This is a genomic window from Thioalkalivibrio sp. HK1 (assembly GCA_000583135.1).
Lineage (GTDB): Bacteria > Pseudomonadota > Gammaproteobacteria > HK1 > HK1 > HK1.
Window position 1 is genome coordinate 40205 of record JFBG01000008.1, and the last position, 17410, is coordinate 57614.

Genomic DNA, 17410 nt, shown 5'->3' on the forward strand with positions numbered 1-17410 from the left:
GCAAGGACTGTGGGTGGTTTCTAAAATTCCTTTCGGTCGATTAATGCCCCGGACTGCCGAACCGAAAAGGATAGGAAAAAAACGCGATCACACAATCGGTGCATATTATGCCTAATATGAAATGAAGTCGCAAGTATCCAAACGAAAAAATCGATATCGAAGCGATGGCGATAGAAAAATATACAACATGATATTTTGCTATCGACGGGTCTTCGACGAGGAATGATTCGAATTCATGATGTCAATTTGCGATAGATATCGGAGAGATGATTCGGCAGTTGGCGCACTTCGTTCACGATGACGAAATTCGCCATCCCGTACATGCGCGGAAGATAATCCCCGGCATCGGTATCGATAGTCACGCAAAATGGATGGATACCCGCGCGTTTGGCTTCGAAAAGAGCCATCCGGGTATCCTCGATTCCGTAGCTGCCGCGATAGTCGGTGTAGTCATCCGGTTTGCCATCGGAGAGCGTGATGAGGATTTTGGTCTTGGCTTCTATTTCGCTCGTGATTCGCGTCAGGTGGCGAATCGCAGCCCCCATGCGAGTGTAATCTTGGGCCTCGATACCACTGATTCGGGCCTGTACCCGATCGCTGTATTCCTCGTCGAATCGCTTGATGCGATAGATCTCGCATCGCTTGCGGGTGGAGCCGGAAAAGCCGTAGATCGCATAGCGATCGCCGAGCGTTTCCAAGGCTTCGCAGAGTAAAACGAGGGCCTTGCGTTCCGCATCGTTGATCCAACCTCGGGTCGAACCGCTCATATCGACCATCATCATGACCGCAAGGTCGCGTTCATGGAGAACGCGACGAGTGAAAAGACGCTCGGGACATTCGCCCCCGGCGCGCATCCATGCGAAGGCGTCCACGCAGGCATTCAGATCGATATCGTCGCCGTCGGGCTGTCGATGCTCCCGGCGCTCTTTCGCGCGCAGGGCCTCGAAGCTTCGGCGGATCGACTTCACCAATCCCCGATAGCGGCCCAATGTGCGCATTGCAAAGCCATCCCATAAAGGATGCACATCTCGCTCGCGCAGCACGCACCAGTCTTTGCGGTAGCGCTTTCTTTCGAAATCCCATTCATCGTAAAAGAAGGCTCCGTCTTCGTGATAGACGCCCTTCCAGACATCATCGGGGTTTTTTTCCGGTGGCGGGGTGCCGCTCTCGCCGATGTCATATCGCCCCGATCCGGCCGCTTCGAGGTAGTCGGGGGGGATTTCGCCGAGGTCTTGCACGATGGATTCGGCAATCCCCGAAGCGTTATCCGGAATCGGCATCGGCAGATCATCGAAACGAAGAAGCGTCGAGCTATCGAATCCCGCCTCGTCGGTCGATCGCTCCTCTTCGATGGAAATCCGGTTCGAGGATCCCTCATGCTTCTTCGAGGGTTCGGGTGTCGGTTTTTTTTCCAAGGCCTTTTCGGATTCGATGATAAGTTTGCGAAATTCCTTGCGCTCTCGGGCGATCCGCTCGCTCATCACCGCCTTGATCGCCTCCGGTTTCATGGTGCCTTCATAACACCCGATCTCCGGTGGTGATTGTCGGCTTCGTTTTTGTGCCAGATCGAGGGAATCGCTCGCATTCGCATCCGGCGATTCGAGATGCCGAGCATCGGGGCGCAAGGATGAAAGTCGATCTTGTCGATATTCGAGCCGTCGGCTCAGATTTTGCATATCCCGGTACAGACCCGGAAGGGTGCGGGCAAGACAAGCATCGAGGCGGATCGATTCGAAGGTACGAAACCAGCCCAAGATGCGAGCCGAATCCGGCCCCGAGGGAAATAGCGCTTCGAGTCGGATGCGCCAAGTGCCGAAGCGAACCTGAGCCCAGTGATGGCCCGCCAAGGCTTTATAGAGAGCGAAGTTGTCGCTGCGTTTTTCGAAACGGGAAATCGAAGGCGGTAGATGGATGGTTGCGGTATCCGTATAGGTTTCGGGGCCGGATACGATATGCAAATTCCGGCCGCCGAGTCCGTGGACGAATCGTTCCAATATCCCGTCGACTTCTTCCAAGCGGATGCCGATGCGATCGAGGGCGCGATCTTCGGCGAATTCCTTGAAATTCCTCAAGGTGGCGATGGCTTCGGTCAGCCCTCGTTCGTCGAATCGATCGACGGCGGTGATAATCCAAGCCTCCAGATCCTCGTGATCGGATCGACCGTATTCGGATTTCTCACCACCCAAGGCTTTCAAAGCATAAGCGGCATGGTTGGCCAGGTGATAGGCGAGCTCTTGATTGGTGCGGGCGATAATTCCCACCCAATGCAGAATGAATTCTTGACTTTCACTATCGAGTTCGGCCAGCGAAGCGGCGGCATCGGTCGCACTGCGTCTCGATGAAAGCGCGGCCTCGACGATTTCATCGAGGCGCTCTTCGATTCGATTTCGGTCAAGGGGATCGTTCATCGGGCAAGGAAAGCGATCGCTATGCTCGCAGGTTTCGGTGGAGAATTCGAAGGGGATGCTTTACGCCCGCTCCCCGAATCTTTGGTGATCGTTGTCCCGGGCATGGGCATGGCAAAGGAGCGAGATGAGCGTTCGAGATATCGACAAGGGGCTGCCGAAAGAGATTCGCCTTGATCGAAAGCGGCGGATTTTATCGATCGAATTCGCCGATGCCACGGGATACGAACTCCCCTTCGAGTACTTGCGTATCTTCTCCCCCGCCGACGATACCGGTCCCGGTCTTCGGCACCGAGGCAGCGGGATCGATCTTCTTGTCGGCAAGGAGAATGTGATGATCGAGAGCGTCGAGCCCGTGGGAGGGTATGCGGTGCGCTTGCGCTTCGATGACGGGCATGACACGGGGGTGTACTCCTTCGATACCTTGTGTCGCCTCGGCCGGGATCGGGATCGGAACCAAGCGCACTATCTCGATCAGTTGGAGCGCGCAGGTCATAGCCGTCCTCGGACATGGGATACCCCCGAAGATGATTGGGTGGAAATCAAGATCCTTTATTTTGCGACAGTGGCCGAGGCATTGGATCGCCTATCCGAGGAGATCCTGTTGCCGGATGGGATCCATACCGTGGATGCCTTGCTCGAATGGTTGCGCGAGCGCGGCGATCCATGGACGAGCGTGTTGCATCCGGATCGGGTGCAGGTCAGTGTCAACCGGCGATTCTCCCTCTTGGCGACACGGCTTTTGGATGGTGACGAGGTCGCCATCACTCCTTCGACCGTCGATGATCGATAGCCGATGGCCGATCGGATAAGCCGAGAAAAAAAGACGACCGAGGAAAAGGCGATACGAGTGAGCGACCCCCGGCAAGCCCCGGGCTTTTTTCGGCGGCAAGAGCGCAAGACGGGGATTTTCAAAAAAGCGAAGCCGCCAGTTCGTTGATGGCGGAGACGATCTCGGGATCGTCGGTCAGGCTCGATGAAATCGCGCTTTCGCAAGCGATCCTCGGAGCGATGCCTGCCACCATCAGCTTGGCGGCGTGGACGAGCAAGCGGGTGCTTGCGCCTTCGTCGAGTCCGCTGCCCTTGAGGTTGCGGGTCATCTTCGCAAGTTGCACGAGGCGCCGGGCGATATCCGAATCCACCTCGGATTCGCTTTGGACGATGCGCTCTTCGAGGCTCGCTTCGGGATAGTCGAATTGCAGCGAGACGAAGCGTTGGCGGGTGCTGTGCTTGAGGTCTTTGAGCACGCTTTGGTAGCCGGGATTGCAAGAAAGCGCTAGACAGAAATCGGGTCCCGCCCGTAACTCCTCGCCGAGTTTTTCCATCGGCAGGGTGCGGCGGTCGTCGGCCAGAGGGTGGATCACCACGGTGGTGTCCTTGCGGGCTTCGACGATTTCGTCGAGATAGCAGATGGCGCCTTGGCGCACCGCCCGGGCCAAAGGTCCGTCGGTCCATACGGTCTGGCCGCCTTGAATCAGATAGCGTCCGACCAGATCCGAAGCCGTGAGATCGTCATGGCATGAAACGGTGATCAGCGGGCGATCGAGCCGCCACGCCATATATTCCATGAAGCGGGTTTTTCCGCAGCCGGTGGGGCCTTTGAGCAATACCGGCAGGGTATTGGCACAGGCGGCCTCGAATATCTCGATCTCCGATCCCACCGCTTCGTAATAGGGAGCGGGGTTTTTCGATTGCCGATCGCCGGTCTCGATCGCATCCCCGATCGCGCTCTCGCTTCGCTCTTTCGGGATCATTCGCCCTATCCGATTCGATGCCTGATTGATCGCAAGGAAGTGATCGCAAGAAGGTGATCGCAAGGGCGCTAGGCGCGTTTCATCGCGTCGAAGAACTCGGCATTGGTCTTCGTCGCCTTGAAGCGATCAAGAAGGAATTCCATCGCTTGGACCTCGTCCATCGATGCGATCACCTTGCGCAAAATCCAGATCTTCTGCAGGTCCGCAGGATCGACCAAGAGATCTTCTCGCCTCGTACTCGAGCGGTCGATATTGATGGCGGGATAGATGCGCCTTTCGGCGATCTTGCGCTCCAAGTGGATCTCGCTGTTGCCGGTTCCTTTGAATTCTTCGTAGATGACCTCGTCCATCCGCGAGCCGGTATCGACCAAGGCGGTGGCGACGATCGTGATGCTTCCGCCCTCCTCGATATTGCGGGCGGCACCGAAGAAGCGCTTGGGGCGTTGCAGGGCGTTGGCGTCGACGCCGCCGGTGAGCAATTTGCCCGAAGAGGGCACCACGGTGTTGTAGGCCCGGGCGAGGCGGGTGATCGAATCGAGCAGGATCACCACATCGCGTTTATGTTCCGCAAGCCTTTTGGCTTTCTCGATCACCATCTCCGCGACTTGCACATGACGGGTCGCCGGTTCATCGAAGGTGCTAGAGACGACCTCTCCGCGGACCGAGCGCGCCATTTCCGTCACTTCTTCCGGGCGCTCGTCGATCAACAGCACGATGAGATAACACTCCTCGTGGTTGGCCATGATGGCATGGGCGACGCTTTGCAGCATCATCGTCTTGCCCGCCTTGGGGGGAGAGACGATCAGCGCCCGCTGCCCCTTGCCGATGGGGGCGATCAGGTCGATGACCCGAAGGGTTATATCTTCGGTGCTGCCGTTGCCGCGCTCGAGATGGAGGCGCTCTCTGGGAAAAAGAGGAGTGAGATTCTCGAAGAGCATCTTGTTCTTCGAGGCATCGGGGGTGTCGTAATTGATCTGATCGACCTTGAGCAGGGCGAAATAGCGTTCCCCGTCTTTGGGCGGGCGGATCTTTCCCGATACGGTATCGCCGGTGCGTAGATTGAAGCGTCGGATCTGACTCGGGCTGATATAGATATCGTCCGGTCCGGCGAGATAGGAACTATCGGTGGAGCGCAGGAAACCGAAACCGTCCTGGATGATTTCAACGACTCCGTCGCCGTAGATATCCTCACCTTTTCGGGCATGGCCTTTGAGGATGGTGAAGATGATGTCGTGCTTGCGCTGGCGCGCCATGCCCTCGATTCCCATCTTTTGCGAAAGCGCGAGAAGATCGGGCGCGGGCATCTGCTTCAGTTCGGTTAGGTTCATGGATGGATCGTTATCGGCTGAGGTGAGGGGGTACAAGAGGCTGGTGTGAAAAAACGCAAGACTCGTCGGTCGAACTCATACTGGCAAGGGGTGGCTTTTGTAAAGATACGGTGCTTTTCAAGATTCGACCGCGCCGGTCGCCGGGGTCGAAAAGGGCTTTCGTTCGACGAAGAATGCGGATGGATATCCGGGCGATCGGGCGTCTCGTCTCGTTCGGCCTTGCCGGGTGTTCGCGCTAAAAGCGTTCGCTTGGGTTCTAAGTCGGTCCCGTCAGGCAAGGGAGAAGAGATTCAAGATCATCGGGGATTTGAAGATTCAAGCGGCCTTCGAAGGGGCGTGGGAAACATTTCGGCGTATCACCCGAGATCGATCCGAACGAGACCGACCGACATTCGAAGCCTCTACCTATTCGACTCGCTCTTCGACCTTCCGAGGCAATCCGATACGCTCGGCTCGAAACGCCATGAGAGATTCACCGGCACCTCATGGAGCGCATTGTCGCACCGTCATTCGAAAGGGGTCGAGCTCTTCAAGCATCGAGGGGAGGGATCTCCGAGGATCGTACGACTTATTATTATTCACGACAACCCGACCGAAATGCGCGGATCGAATCCCGCGCTTCATCTGCCGGTGGCATCGCATCTTGCCGATCCCGGTCCATTGTCGATCATTTTCGGTCCGATGGGGGGATGCGGCGAGCGATCTCGGCAAACCAATCTATCGTTATCACCGGGGTTCTCGGTCGAGCGCCCTTCGCATCGAGGGCAATCGATCGATCACCCTCGATCGGTTGCCAAGTGTACCCGCATTTTTTCGCTTGCGGGTCAAGGCTTCGATATTCAAAGATTGCCTTCGAGGAAATCCGTGAGCTGGGATTTGGAAAGGGCTCCGACTTTGGTCGCCTCCACATTGCCGTCTTTGAACAGCATCAAGGTCGGGATACCGCGGATACCGTATTTGGGCGGGGTAAGCGGATTGCTGTCGATATCCAGCTTCGCGACTTTGAGCCGCCCCGCATACTCCTCGGCGACCTCGACCAGGATCGGTGCAATCGCTTTGCAAGGCCCGCACCACTCGGCCCAGTAATCGACGAGAACGGGGTCGGCGGCGTTGAGGACATCCTCTTCGAAGCTGTTGTCGGTAACATGAACGATGCTGTCACTCACTTGATGTAGTCTCCCGATGATTTCGAATCCTTGGGGAATTGTGTCGGCAATTGCCCGATATTTGCAAGTCTCGACGTTCGGTCGGGATCGAGGCTCGCTATCCGCAAGGCGCTCCGTTCGGGTGGCCTGCGCGGTGGGGCGTATTATAGGGGGCTCGATATTCTCGTGATCGACCGATGGGCTCGCGATCGATTTTCGCGAGCGATCCTTAAGCGGCGATCGCTTCGGCTCGACGGACGAGCCGTGCGGTCTTTTTCAAAGAGGTGCCGATGAGCGACCTAGTACCCGATCGTATCCCTTTTTCCAGCCTCGATATCGAGGCCTCCATATTGCGGGGGATCGAAGCCCTCGGATTCGAGTATTGCACACCCATCCAAGCCCAGTCGTTGCCTTTGGCCCTCGCCGGCCGGGATGTGGAGGGTCAAGCCCAAACCGGCACCGGCAAGACCGCGGCTTTCTTGACCGCGATCATGAATGACTTGCTGCGCAATCCGCGTCCGGCAACGGTCGATGACGGCGCGCCGCGGGCGATGGTATTGGCTCCGACCCGCGAGCTTGCGGTGCAGATCCATGCCGACGCCGAGCGAATCGGGGCTTTCACCGGCCTTCGTTTCGGGGTGGTTTTCGGCGGAACCGGCTACTTCTCGCAGCGGGAGATGCTCGAAGCGGGGATCGACGTGTTGATCGGCACCCCGGGTCGTCTGATCGACTATTTCAAACAAGGGGTCTTTCATCTCGATGCGATCCGAGTGATGGTCCTGGACGAAGCGGATCGGATGTTCGACCTCGGCTTCATCAAGGATATCCGCTTTTTGATGCGACGCTTGCCGCCGAGCGACCGGCGTTTGAATCTGCTTTTCTCCGCCACTTTGTCGATGCGGGTCAGCGAGCTCGCCTACGAGCACATGAACTCGCCGACGGTGGTCAATACCAATGACGAGCAGGTCACGGTGGCCACGATCAATCAGGCCATCTACCATGTCGGGGAGGGCGAGAAGATCCCGCTTCTGATCGGCCTCTTGCGTCGGATCGATGTCGTGCGCACCATCGTTTTTTTCAATACCAAGCGCGAAGCGGAGAGGGTCGACGAATGGCTCGGCGGCAATGGATTTCTCACCGGGATGCTCAACGGCGATATTCCGCAAAAGCGACGTCTTTCCCTTTTGGAGCAATTCAAGAAGGGCGAGATCCCCATCTTGTTGGCGACGGATGTGGCGGCTCGGGGATTGCATATCCCCGATGTCAGCCATGTCTTCAACTACGACTTGCCGCAAGATCCCGAGGATTATGTGCATCGGGTGGGGCGCACCGCTCGGGCCGGGGCCAAGGGCGATGCGATCAGTTTTTCCTGCGAGCGTTTTTGCTATTCGCTGGGCGATATCGAACGATTCATCGGATACAGCATCCCCGTTCGCTCCCCGACTCCCGATCTGATGGTCACCCCCGAGCCGCCGACCAAACGCATCAAGGGACGAGCGAAGAGCAAGGGGCCTTCAAAAACCCATCGGGGAAGATCCGGCTCCGGTCGATCCCGCTTCGGCAAGCCCCGCTCTTCGGCCGGAAGGGGGCGGGCGTGAGGGGTATCGATCCCTCGTTCTTCCGAGCGAGCGTCCATCCCTTGTCCCCGCTCGCCGATCCATCGACCGCCCGCGCTTCATCCCTTAGGTCTTCATCCCTTTCGAATCCGCACAGAGAAAAAGACGATGTCCATCCTCGATGCCCTTGATCCGCCGGTGGTGATCGCTCCTTCCGATCCCGACAAAGTGCGGGCGGCGGTGGTTTGGCTGCACGGGCTAGGAGCCGACGGGAACGATTTCGTCCCCGTGGCGCAAGAGCTCGTTCGAAGGGGGTTCGACGATGTGCGTTTTATCTTCCCCCACGCCCCTTTGCGCAAAGTCACCATCAACGGTGGCATGGAGATGCGGGCGTGGTACGACATCGTCGGCGCCGATCTCGATCGAGGCGAGGACGGAGCGGGGGTGAGGGAATCGGCGCGGATCGCAAGCGCCCTGGTCGAGGAGCAGATGGCCCTCGGGATCGAGCCCGGGCGGATCGTGCTCGCCGGATTTTCCCAAGGCGGGGCCATCGCCTTGCATGCCGCCTTGCGCTTTCCTCGGCTTTTGGCGGGGGTGCTCGCCCTGTCCACCTACCTTCCCCTGCCTAAGACGGTGGCGGACGAGGTCCGCTCGGAGAATCGGGATCTGGCGATTTTCCTCGCTCACGGCTCCGAGGATCCGATCATCCCGCTGGCTCTTTCGGATCGCTCCTGCGATCGGCTGGCGGAGATCGATATCGAGGTCGAGACCCATACCTACCCGATGCCGCATTCGGTCTGTCCCGAGGAGATAAGGGATATCGCCAACTGGCTGGGGCGGGTGCTTTAGGCTCTTGGCTTTCGAGCGCTTGGATTCACAGGTGATTTCTCAAACCGAGCGTATCCGGCCACGGTGCGAGGTAGTGCTGCATTTCGGCATGGCGATTCGGGGCCTTGCGGAAATGATGGCGCAAAAAACGGATCGGCAGGGTCAGGGAAACGGATCCGAGGCGGTATTCCTCGATCAGATCGATGAGCTCTCGCCGATCCGCATCGCCCAAAGATCGTTTGAGATAACCGGCAAGGTGTTGCAGAACATTGGTGTGGCGGCGGCGGGTGGTGCGTCGTCGCATCCCTTCCATCAATAGCCCGATATATTCTTGGGCGGTCTTCTCGATATCTCCTTCCCCCGCTCGGGCCACGAGTCGACCGGCGGTGCGATAGTGCACTTCGCTATGGGCCAGGAGCAGGAATTTATGACGGGTGTGGAAGTCGACCAGCTTTCCCGGGCTGCAGCCATCGTCCATCGTTCGCATCCAGCGGCTGCGGGTGAACACCCTCTCGACGAAGCTCTCGCATAACGATGGATCGTTGAGTCGACCCTCGTCCTCGCAGGGAAGCAAAGGCACCGCCTCCATGATCCCGCGGGCGAAGATCCCCCGACCCATGCGGGGGATCGCTTGCGAGCCCCGGCGGTCCCCCGATCCATCGGGGGGCGAGGCGGACCTCGGATAGACCTTGATCCGCTCCATCCCGCAGCTCGGCGAGCCGCGTTTGAAGATATAGCCGCAAAGCCGCTTCGCCCTCGGCGCCATCGTTCGCGCCACCTCGGCCAAGGCTTCGGTGACATCCCCTTCATCCTTTCCGATCCGCACCGCTTTCGGATCCTTCGGATCCCCGGTCAGCCGGATCGGGGGGCGCGGAATGCCCAGACCGGCCAAGGCCTCGGGGCAGCAGGGCACGAATTCGAAATGACGGGCGAGCACTTCGGTGAGATAGCGATTGTGTTTATGCCCGCCGTCATAGCGCACCGCCTCGCCGAGCAGGCAGCTGCTGACCCCGACCGGAATGCGTTCCCCAAAGCCTTCCGTCGACGGATCGGATGCGCCGGTATCGGGGGATCCGGCGGCGGGGTTTCGCAAGTCGAGGGGGGCGGACATGGCGAGGTGGTCGAAAAGAATGCTCGGATGAGCGCTCGAATCAATGGTGCGAGCCGGAGGAACGAGAAGGGGGGCAAGCCCGATCCGCCGGGAGATCTCGATCAGTCTTTCAGACGGCGAGCGATGGCGTCGATCTCGACGAGTCCTTGGCGGGCCAGCCCCGAAACCCCGATGCAAGTGCGAGCAGGCAATCGATCGGGGGGGAAGAAGGTGCGATAGATCTCGTTCATCTTGGCATAGTCCCTATCGAAATGGGTCAGGAAAACCCGTATCGAGACGACATCTTCAAGCCTCGATCCGACGCCATAGAGAACGATGCGAAGGTTATTCATCACCCGAAGGGTTTGGGCCTCGATCCCTTGGGGGAAGGGCCGATGGTCATCCTCGGGATCGTTGGGCAGCTGGCCGGTGAGAAAGATGAAACCGGCGCTTTCGACGGCATGGCTATAAGGGGCCACCGGTCGGGGGGCGCCGGGGACCATCAAAAAAAGAGGATCGTTCATGGCGGTGAATCCTTGATCGTTTGAAAAGTGCGGATGCGAAATGCGTCGGTAAAAGAATCTTTGGAGATTGCCTTGGCTTTGCCGGTCGTTTCATTGCCAGTCGTCTTTACAGCAAGTCGTCTTATTGCAAGACCAGGAGTAGCTGACGATTCCCCCGCAGGAGGCGAATCGTCAGATTGCGGGGGTTCGGGCGCAAGACGGATTGCATATCCTCGCTGTTACGCACCCTTCGGTTGTTGATGGCGAGGATGATATCCCCGGGGCGAATGCCGTTCCAAGCCGCCACCGAATCGCGCTCGACTCGGGCGATCAAAACCCCATCGACGCCGCGGTATTTTGGATCGTCCTTCTCGATATCGCGGATCGTCGCACCTTGGAGCGCAGGATGGGAAAGGGGCGATGTGTCGCTTCCGATCGTGGCCGTAAGGCGCAGCGGCTCCCCCGCCCGGATCAGATCCAGATCGATATCCTCGCCGACCCGTATCAAGCCGATTGAATTGAGCAGGTCGCGGGCATCGTCCACCGGCGAGCCGTCGATGGCGGTGATCACATCCTCGATGCGAAGCCCGGCGCGCTCCGCCGGGGAATCCGCCTTGACTTCGACGATGACCGTCCCGCGGCCGTTTGCAACCCCCAAGGCTTCGGCCAGGTCCGGATCGAGATCCTGTACCACCACCCCGATCCCCCCGCGCACCATGTCCCCGTATTCGGCCAACTGCCGCATCACCGCCGAGGCCATATTGCTCGGCACGGCAAAGCCGATCCCGATATTGCCGCCGCTCGGTCCCAAGATCGCGGTGTTGATTCCCACCAACTCGCCCTTGAGGTTGATCAGCGCTCCGCCGGAGTTGCCGGGATTGATCGAGGCATCGGTTTGGATGAAATCCTCGAAATCCTTGAAGTCGAGCCCGCTGCGACCCAAGGCGCTGACGATGCCGGAGGTGACGGTCTTCCCCAAGCCGAAGGGATTGCCGATGGCGATCACGAAATCGCCGACATGAAGATCGTCGCTATCGCCGACGGGTACCGAGGTCAGTCCCTCGGCGTCGATTTGCAGCAAAGCGATATCGGTGCCGGGGTCGCTGCCGAGCAGCTGCGCAACGAAACGCCGCTTGTCTTCCAAGATGACCACCACGGCATCGGCGCGCTCGACGATATGGTGATTGGTCAATACCAAGCCGAGGTCGGCATCGACGATCACCCCCGAGCCTGCGGCCCGTTCTTGCAAGCGCGGGGGCTCGGCTTGGGGCAGATCGAAAAAATGACGGAAGAAGGGATCGCGCAGCAGGGGGTTGTAGCGTCGGGGGGCCGGGGTTCTGACCGAGATATTGACCACGGCCGCGGTGGTCTTTCGAAGCAGCGGTGCAAGCGAAGGGATTCCATCTCGTACGGGCAGGGCGGCCTCGGCGATGCTCGATCGTTCGATGAACGAGGCTCCGGTATCGAGCAGCGCCAGGCAGCATAAAAGCGCGATCGCCCTTGACAGGCGAAATCCGAGGCGAAGATTCGAGAAGATCTTTTTTTTCAGGCCCCCGCTTTCACCGCCATCGATCTCGGTCGACGAGCGCAGCCCTTGAGGGGCGTGATCCCGGCGACATCGAAGTCTCTTCTCGATAAGAGGGATATTAGGGATATTGATAAGTGGGATTGAATCGAGCGTCCCTACCTGCGATTCATCGGATGGATCGCCGCTTCCCTCGAAAGGACGCGCAGGTGTCGGTTGATTGGCTCGCATGGTTTTTTATCGCCGATCGATCTCGAAGGGGTTTTCGAGGGTCATAAAGCGCAGATTCGTTTTCCAAAGGCCCTTTCGGATTCGCCGAGACTTGCGATTTTCGATCCCAAGGATCGAATCGGCACGCACCGGGTTCGATCATCGATCGAGGATCGAGGCCCCGAAGCATCGTGGCGATGGGATTTTATCTTTTTCCCGCCCCTTTGCGGATCGACGGCAATCACCCTCGATGCGCTTTCGATCGCCGATCCGTCGATCGCCCGAGGCTCTCGAAGCGGATCGAACCCCGTCAAGGGGATCGCAAGGATTTCGATCCGACGAAAGCGTCAAGCGGCCGACGAACCGGGCAAAGACCCCGATGGGATATGACAGGTTCGAGACGAGCCTAATATCCCGGCAGCGAACACGATGCCACCTGCTCGATCTCGGTGACGACACAAGCCCCCGGTAGGGCATCGGCGTCGGGGGTGATGGCGACGATGATCAGGTCGCGGCTCGACGGAAAAGCCCATGAAAGGCGATCGCTCACATCCTCGGCTTCGATATTTCCCGGTGTTCGATCCGAACGATGTGCATCGCCGCTTTCGCTTTCTTTCAAAGCCGATTTCAAGATCGTTCTTGCCGCGCCATCGACATCGCCGGAATAACCATGGAATAACTCGGTGAGTTCGCGTTGCGATTCATCGATATCGATCGGGTCGGGATCCGCTCGATAATCCTCGTATCGGCGAAGGACCGACAGGGCGGCCTTTGCCAGTTTCGATTCGTCGACATCGACGCTGATGGACATGAGTCGTATCGTACGGTCGTAATCGACGAATCCCGCCTCGAAGCCATTGGCCGATATCGGCTCTTTCATCAGCGTATCGAAGAGCGCTCCGCCCCGTCGGGTAAAGGAATGCAATGCAAGCAGGTCGGTCGGACCCCCACCCTCGGCGAAGGGCGATATGCGTCCGAAAAAACCCAGCATCGATCTCGATGCCTCGGGGGTGTGCAGCAAGATGGTTCTGGGCGAAAAGTCCGTTTGCACCGCAGGCGCCGCCGCTTCGTTTTTCCCGTCCGGCAATCCCGACAGCAATCGATCGATCGCCTTGCCGGCATCTTGGCGGGTGATCGCTCCGGCGACGGCGATCGTCAAGCCGGATCCGACGATGGTCTGTCTGTGCCAGCGGCGTAAATCATCGATCCCGATCCTTTCGATGGCATCGGCATCGGCAAGACTCAAGAAATCGTTGAGCGGCCCGTCGCCCAAAATCGCCAGCCGGGCCATATCCTCGATTCGATCCCTCATTCCTTTTTGCGCTCGCTCATCGATCCGGGTTGCCGATCGATCGCTCTTGATCCGCTCGACCGAGGCCGGATCCATCAGCGGCATCGAAAGCATCTCGCTCGTCATCGAGACGATGTCATCGAGATGCGCTCGGGGAACGCTCAGCTCCCCGATGACATGATCCGAGCGGATATATAGCCGCCCGAGGGCGTTCCGGTCGTTGAAAAAATTCAATACATCCTCGGGAGCGAGATCGTTCGTTCCACCGGTCATGATGACCTCGGCCGCTATTTCGGGCACCGCCGGATTGTTGTGCGCTCGATAAGCCCAAGGCGTCGGCCATGCGCTCGTGATCATGATTTCATCGACACCATCTTCATCGATCGGCATGAAGTGAAAAGTCCGTCCCTCGGGGGTCTTGGCCACGACGACTTTTCGATCGATATCCCGCTTAGTCCCATATTCACCGTTCAAGAGACCGGTATCGGTGCATGAGACCAAAGCCAGCGCCAAGACCATAGAGACCGGAATTCCTCTCATTGCAAATCGCTCCTTTGCGCAAGCCTGCGAGTGCTATCCGATCGCTATCCAATCGCAGGTCGGGAGTGCGATCGATGAACGGTAGGATCGATGATAAAAACGCATTATCGTTGCGGACACCGTACCACCTGCTCGATCTCGGTGATGATACAAGCACCCGGTAGGGCGTCGGCGTCGGGGCTGGAGGCGACGATGATCCGATCGTCGCTCGGCGGAAAAACCGATAAAAGACGATCTTGGACGGTATCCAATTCGATATCTTCGAGTATTTCACCCAAACGAGAGATATCGCCGGTTTCGCGATCTTCCACAGCGAGTATCGAGATCGTTCTCGCCGCGACATCGACATGTCGAATATCTCGTAAAATCCCGCCGCTGATTCCCCGCCGCATGGCCACTTCGACCCTTTCGATGGCATCGAGATCGTCCAGACCCAAGAAATCATCGAGCGGCCCGTCGCCCAAAATCGCAAGCCTGGCGATGGCGTGCATTCGATGCGCGATCTTCGGTTGTGCTTGGCTTTCCAATGCCGGCAGACCCTTTTTGATCCTTTCGACCCAAGCCGGATCGAGGTGCGGGGCGAAGAGCAAATCGCCGGTTATCGAAATGATTTCATCGAGGTATTCTCGGGGAAGGTCAGTTCTCCGATCATATAATCCGCATGGATACGAAGGCGCCCGCGTGAATCTTTATCACTGAACAATTCGAATAGATCTTGTGGTTCGAGATCACCGGTTCCGCTGTTGGAGGAGGGTGTCGGCCGCTATATAAGGCACCGCCGGATCGTTGTCGGATCGATAGGCCCAATGCATCGGCCATGCGCCGGCGATCGTTATTTCGGTGGTGCCGTCTTCATCGACCGGCATGAAATGAAAGGGATTTATGCTGGCCCCGATAATAGTTTGGATAGCATGAATATCTACGCAAATCGAGCGGGATCGCCCGCCTGCGGGCGCAGGTGCCCGCACCCCATCCGCATGGCGGGAGGTCTCGATCTTCGAATAACCGCCGGGGCCTCGGTGCCTTGGGCCATCGATCGATGCCGGTGCGAAGCGAAATCCCCCTTCCAAATTCCTCTACCGAGCCCTTGATATCGAGATCGAACCCCGGCGAACACTCGAGCGAGGGCCATCGAATCGATCATCGGGCGAGGTGCAGGTCTTCGATGCTTGCATCGTCGAACGAGATATCTCTTTCGATCGCCTCGGACGCGCCGCTTTTTTCAAGCCACCGAGCCGGCCCACCAAGGCGATCGGATTGCCGATGCGCTCGAAATCTCACAAAATAGGCCCGGCGGGCGACCCGTCCCCTTTTTCGATGTCGGCGATCGTCATGCGAAGGTCCGGTTAAGGGGGTGGATGCGGGGTTGAAATCCGGTGTGTCGTTCCCCATTTAACGCCCGATAATCGTCGAAGTCGAAGGATCTTTGTCGAAAGATCTTCGAGGTACGGACCGAAATCTTCTTTCAAAGGAGCACGGTTTCAAGATGATCGAGATCAGGAAGTTGACCAAGCGCTTCGGGTCCTTGGTTGCGGTGAACCGGATTTCTTTCGATGTCACCCGCGGCGAAGTGCTCGGCTTTCTCGGCCCCAACGGAGCCGGGAAATCGACCACCATGAAGATGGTGACCGGATTTTTGGCCCCCGACGAGGGAAGCATCGTCGTCGATGGCGTGGATATCGCTCGCGATCCCGTCTCGGTCAAGAAGCGGATCGGCTATCTACCCGAAGGCGCTCCTCTGTACGGCGAGATGACCCCTATCGCCTTCTTGGGATTCATCGCCCGCATCCACGGCTATCGGGGAAGCGAGGCCAAAGAGCGGGTGGATTCGGTGATCGATCGGGTCAGCCTCGAGTCCGCAGCGCACAAACCGATCGATACCTTGTCCAAGGGATTCAAGCGCCGCGTCGGTTTGGCCCAAGCCATCTTGCACGATCCGGAGATTCTGATTCTCGACGAACCCACCGACGGCTTGGATCCCAATCAAAAGCACGAGGTACGCACCTTGATCCGCGGCATGGCGGCGGAGAAGGTCATCATCCTATCGACTCATATCCTCGAGGAAGTGGATGCGGTTTGCACCCGAGCCACGATCATCGCCGACGGTCGGATCGTCAGCGACGATCGTCCGGAGGATCTCCTGCGGCGCTCGAAGGGACACGGGGCCTTGCGGATTCGGCTGCGCAGCGGCGGGGATCCCGATCGGGCGGCGGCGATGATCGCTTCCTTCGGCTCCCTATCCGGGGTCAAGGAGGTCGAGGAAGTCGCCAATCATGAAGGAACGGTGGAACTGTCGCTCTTTTCCGACGGCGGCGTCGTTCCCACCGTCGCGGTTGCCGATGCCGCTCGCAGCGGCGGTTGGGAGATCTTGGAGATGTACGTCGAGCGAGGGCGTCTCGATGATGTCTTCAGAGAGATCACCACCGATATCGGCCCCAAGAAAGACCGAAAAAAAGATGCCGCCAACCGAGGAGGTGCGGATCATGGCTGATACGTGGACGATCTGTCGGCGGGAACTGGCGGGGTATTTCGGTACCCCCATCGCCTATGTCTTCCTCGCCATCTTCGTTTTTTTGAGCGGAATCTTCGCCTTTTATATCGGCAATTTCTTCGGTCGAGGTCAAGCGGATCTGCAGGCTTTTTTCGTCTATCACCCGTGGCTTTATCTCTTCTTGATCCCGGCTTTGGCGATGCGACTGTGGGCGGAGGAGCGGCGTTCGGGCACGATCGAACTGCTCTTTACCCTACCGATCACCATGGGGGCGGCGGTCTTGGGCAAGTTCCTTGCGGCGTGGATTTTCACCGCCGTGGCCTTGGCCATGACCTTTCCGGTATGGATCACCGTCAACTATCTGGGGGATCCGGATAACGGCGTGATCCTCGCAGGCTATTTGGGCAGCCTGTTGATGGCCGGGGCCTTCCTCTCGATCGGCTCTTGCGTCTCGGCCCTGACCCGCAATCAGGTGATCGCCTTCGTGGTCAGCGGAGTGGTTTGCCTAGGGTTCGTGCTCAGCGGGTTTCCCATGGTGCTGAATTTCTTTGAGGCTTTCGCCCCGCCGATCATCGTCGAGACCATCCGCTCGTTCAGCTTCCTCGATCACTTCCATGCGATCGGCAAGGGGGTGCTGAACGCCGTCGACGTGATCTATTTCGCCTCCCTCATCGTGTTTTGGCTATTCGTCAATGCATTGGTGATCGAGTGGCGCAAAGCCGCTTGAAGGTGCGGATCGAAGGC

General features: G+C 58.5%; 15 protein-coding genes. 5 read left to right on the forward strand and 10 right to left on the reverse strand.

Going from position 1 to position 17410, the window contains the following annotated elements; translation table 11 throughout:
- Nucleotides 1-233: 233 nt before the first annotated feature.
- The gene (locus BF99_RS0102685; RefSeq protein ID WP_025769653.1) at nucleotides 234-2408 is read right to left on the reverse strand and encodes a nitric oxide reductase activation protein NorD; all 2175 of its coding nucleotides are present in this window, start codon (nucleotides 2406-2408) and stop codon (nucleotides 234-236) included.
- 124 nt (nucleotides 2409-2532) lie between these two features.
- Here BF99_RS0102685 and BF99_RS23265 point away from each other — a divergent pair, with 124 nt between their 5' ends.
- Nucleotides 2533-3198, forward strand: coding sequence for a gamma-butyrobetaine hydroxylase-like domain-containing protein (locus BF99_RS23265; RefSeq protein WP_025769654.1), 666 nt, complete (start codon nucleotides 2533-2535; stop codon nucleotides 3196-3198).
- Between the two features lie 118 nt (nucleotides 3199-3316).
- Here BF99_RS23265 and BF99_RS0102700 read toward each other — a convergent pair whose 3' ends face one another.
- The 3 genes from BF99_RS0102700 to trxA form a co-directional block, all read right to left on the reverse strand.
- Entirely contained in the window at nucleotides 3317-4159 is an 843-nt protein-coding gene (locus BF99_RS0102700; protein WP_025769655.1) for a CbbQ/NirQ/NorQ/GpvN family protein, read from the reverse strand.
- 68 nt (nucleotides 4160-4227) lie between these two features.
- Nucleotides 4228-5487, reverse strand: a complete 1260-nt coding sequence (rho, locus tag BF99_RS0102705) for a transcription termination factor Rho (protein WP_025769656.1) — start codon at nucleotides 5485-5487, stop codon at nucleotides 4228-4230.
- An 839-nt stretch (nucleotides 5488-6326) separates the two neighbouring features.
- Nucleotides 6327-6653, reverse strand: coding sequence for a thioredoxin TrxA (trxA, locus tag BF99_RS0102715; RefSeq protein ID WP_025769658.1), 327 nt, complete (start codon nucleotides 6651-6653; stop codon nucleotides 6327-6329).
- 269 nt (nucleotides 6654-6922) lie between these two features.
- Between trxA and BF99_RS0102720 the strand changes: the two genes are divergently transcribed.
- Together BF99_RS0102720 and BF99_RS0102725 are read left to right on the forward strand one after the other, a co-directional pair.
- Entirely contained in the window at nucleotides 6923-8230 is a 1308-nt protein-coding gene (locus BF99_RS0102720) for a DEAD/DEAH box helicase (RefSeq protein WP_025769659.1), read from the forward strand.
- 126 nt (nucleotides 8231-8356) lie between these two features.
- Complete coding sequence (locus BF99_RS0102725) at nucleotides 8357-9037, forward strand: alpha/beta hydrolase (RefSeq protein ID WP_025769660.1); 681 nt, start codon at nucleotides 8357-8359, stop codon at nucleotides 9035-9037.
- Between the two features lie 25 nt (nucleotides 9038-9062).
- Here BF99_RS0102725 and BF99_RS0102730 read toward each other — a convergent pair whose 3' ends face one another.
- The 6 genes from BF99_RS0102730 to BF99_RS23270 form a co-directional block, all read right to left on the reverse strand.
- On the reverse strand, nucleotides 9063-10127 hold the full coding sequence (locus BF99_RS0102730) for a YbgA family protein (protein WP_025769661.1): 1065 nt from the start codon (nucleotides 10125-10127) through the stop codon (nucleotides 9063-9065).
- A gap of 101 nt (nucleotides 10128-10228) precedes the next feature.
- The gene (locus tag BF99_RS0102735) at nucleotides 10229-10630 is read right to left on the reverse strand and encodes a RidA family protein (protein WP_025769662.1); all 402 of its coding nucleotides are present in this window, start codon (nucleotides 10628-10630) and stop codon (nucleotides 10229-10231) included.
- 121 nt (nucleotides 10631-10751) lie between these two features.
- Nucleotides 10752-12365 carry a Do family serine endopeptidase gene (locus BF99_RS0102740; protein WP_025769663.1) on the reverse strand — a complete coding sequence of 538 codons (1614 nt, stop codon included), beginning with the start codon at nucleotides 12363-12365 and terminating at the stop codon, nucleotides 10752-10754.
- Nucleotides 12366-12750: 385 nt separating this feature from the next.
- On the reverse strand, nucleotides 12751-14175 hold the full coding sequence (locus tag BF99_RS0102755) for an insulinase family protein (protein WP_156013131.1): 1425 nt from the start codon (nucleotides 14173-14175) through the stop codon (nucleotides 12751-12753).
- Nucleotides 14176-14279: 104 nt separating this feature from the next.
- Nucleotides 14280-14765: a hypothetical protein gene (locus BF99_RS0102760; protein ID WP_025769666.1), complete on the reverse strand. Its 486-nt coding sequence runs from the start codon at nucleotides 14763-14765 to the stop codon at nucleotides 14280-14282.
- 138 nt (nucleotides 14766-14903) lie between these two features.
- The gene (locus tag BF99_RS23270; protein WP_197019020.1) at nucleotides 14904-15041 is read right to left on the reverse strand and encodes a hypothetical protein; all 138 of its coding nucleotides are present in this window, start codon (nucleotides 15039-15041) and stop codon (nucleotides 14904-14906) included.
- Nucleotides 15042-15661: 620 nt separating this feature from the next.
- Here BF99_RS23270 and BF99_RS0102785 point away from each other — a divergent pair.
- Complete coding sequence (locus tag BF99_RS0102785) at nucleotides 15662-16666, forward strand: ABC transporter ATP-binding protein (protein WP_025769669.1); 1005 nt, start codon at nucleotides 15662-15664, stop codon at nucleotides 16664-16666.
- Nucleotides 16659-17393 carry an ABC transporter permease subunit gene (locus BF99_RS0102790; RefSeq protein ID WP_025769670.1) on the forward strand — a complete coding sequence of 245 codons (735 nt, stop codon included), beginning with the start codon at nucleotides 16659-16661 and terminating at the stop codon, nucleotides 17391-17393. The genes BF99_RS0102785 and BF99_RS0102790 overlap by 8 nt, the downstream gene beginning before the upstream one ends.
- Nucleotides 17394-17410 lie beyond the last annotated feature (17 nt).

Coding starts and splice junctions, on each gene's coding strand:
- BF99_RS0102755 (WP_156013131.1), bottom strand. CDS start 14,175: ATGAGAGGAATTCCGGTCTCTATGGTCTTGGCGCTGGCTTTGGTCTCA.
- BF99_RS0102785 (WP_025769669.1), top strand. CDS start 15,662: ATGATCGAGATCAGGAAGTTGACCAAGCGCTTCGGGTCCTTGGTTGCG.
- rho (WP_025769656.1), bottom strand. CDS start 5,487: ATGAACCTAACCGAACTGAAGCAGATGCCCGCGCCCGATCTTCTCGCG.
- BF99_RS0102700 (WP_025769655.1), bottom strand. CDS start 4,159: ATGATCCCGAAAGAGCGAAGCGAGAGCGCGATCGGGGATGCGATCGAG.
- BF99_RS0102730 (WP_025769661.1), bottom strand. CDS start 10,127: ATGTCCGCCCCCCTCGACTTGCGAAACCCCGCCGCCGGATCCCCCGAT.
- BF99_RS23265 (WP_025769654.1), top strand. CDS start 2,533: ATGAGCGTTCGAGATATCGACAAGGGGCTGCCGAAAGAGATTCGCCTT.
- BF99_RS0102720 (WP_025769659.1), top strand. CDS start 6,923: ATGAGCGACCTAGTACCCGATCGTATCCCTTTTTCCAGCCTCGATATC.
- BF99_RS23270 (WP_197019020.1), bottom strand. CDS start 15,041: ATGCCGGTCGATGAAGACGGCACCACCGAAATAACGATCGCCGGCGCA.
- BF99_RS0102725 (WP_025769660.1), top strand. CDS start 8,357: ATGTCCATCCTCGATGCCCTTGATCCGCCGGTGGTGATCGCTCCTTCC.
- BF99_RS0102685 (WP_025769653.1), bottom strand. CDS start 2,408: ATGAACGATCCCCTTGACCGAAATCGAATCGAAGAGCGCCTCGATGAA.
- BF99_RS0102740 (WP_025769663.1), bottom strand. CDS start 12,365: ATGCGAGCCAATCAACCGACACCTGCGCGTCCTTTCGAGGGAAGCGGC.
- BF99_RS0102790 (WP_025769670.1), top strand. CDS start 16,659: ATGGCTGATACGTGGACGATCTGTCGGCGGGAACTGGCGGGGTATTTC.
- BF99_RS0102735 (WP_025769662.1), bottom strand. CDS start 10,630: ATGAACGATCCTCTTTTTTTGATGGTCCCCGGCGCCCCCCGACCGGTG.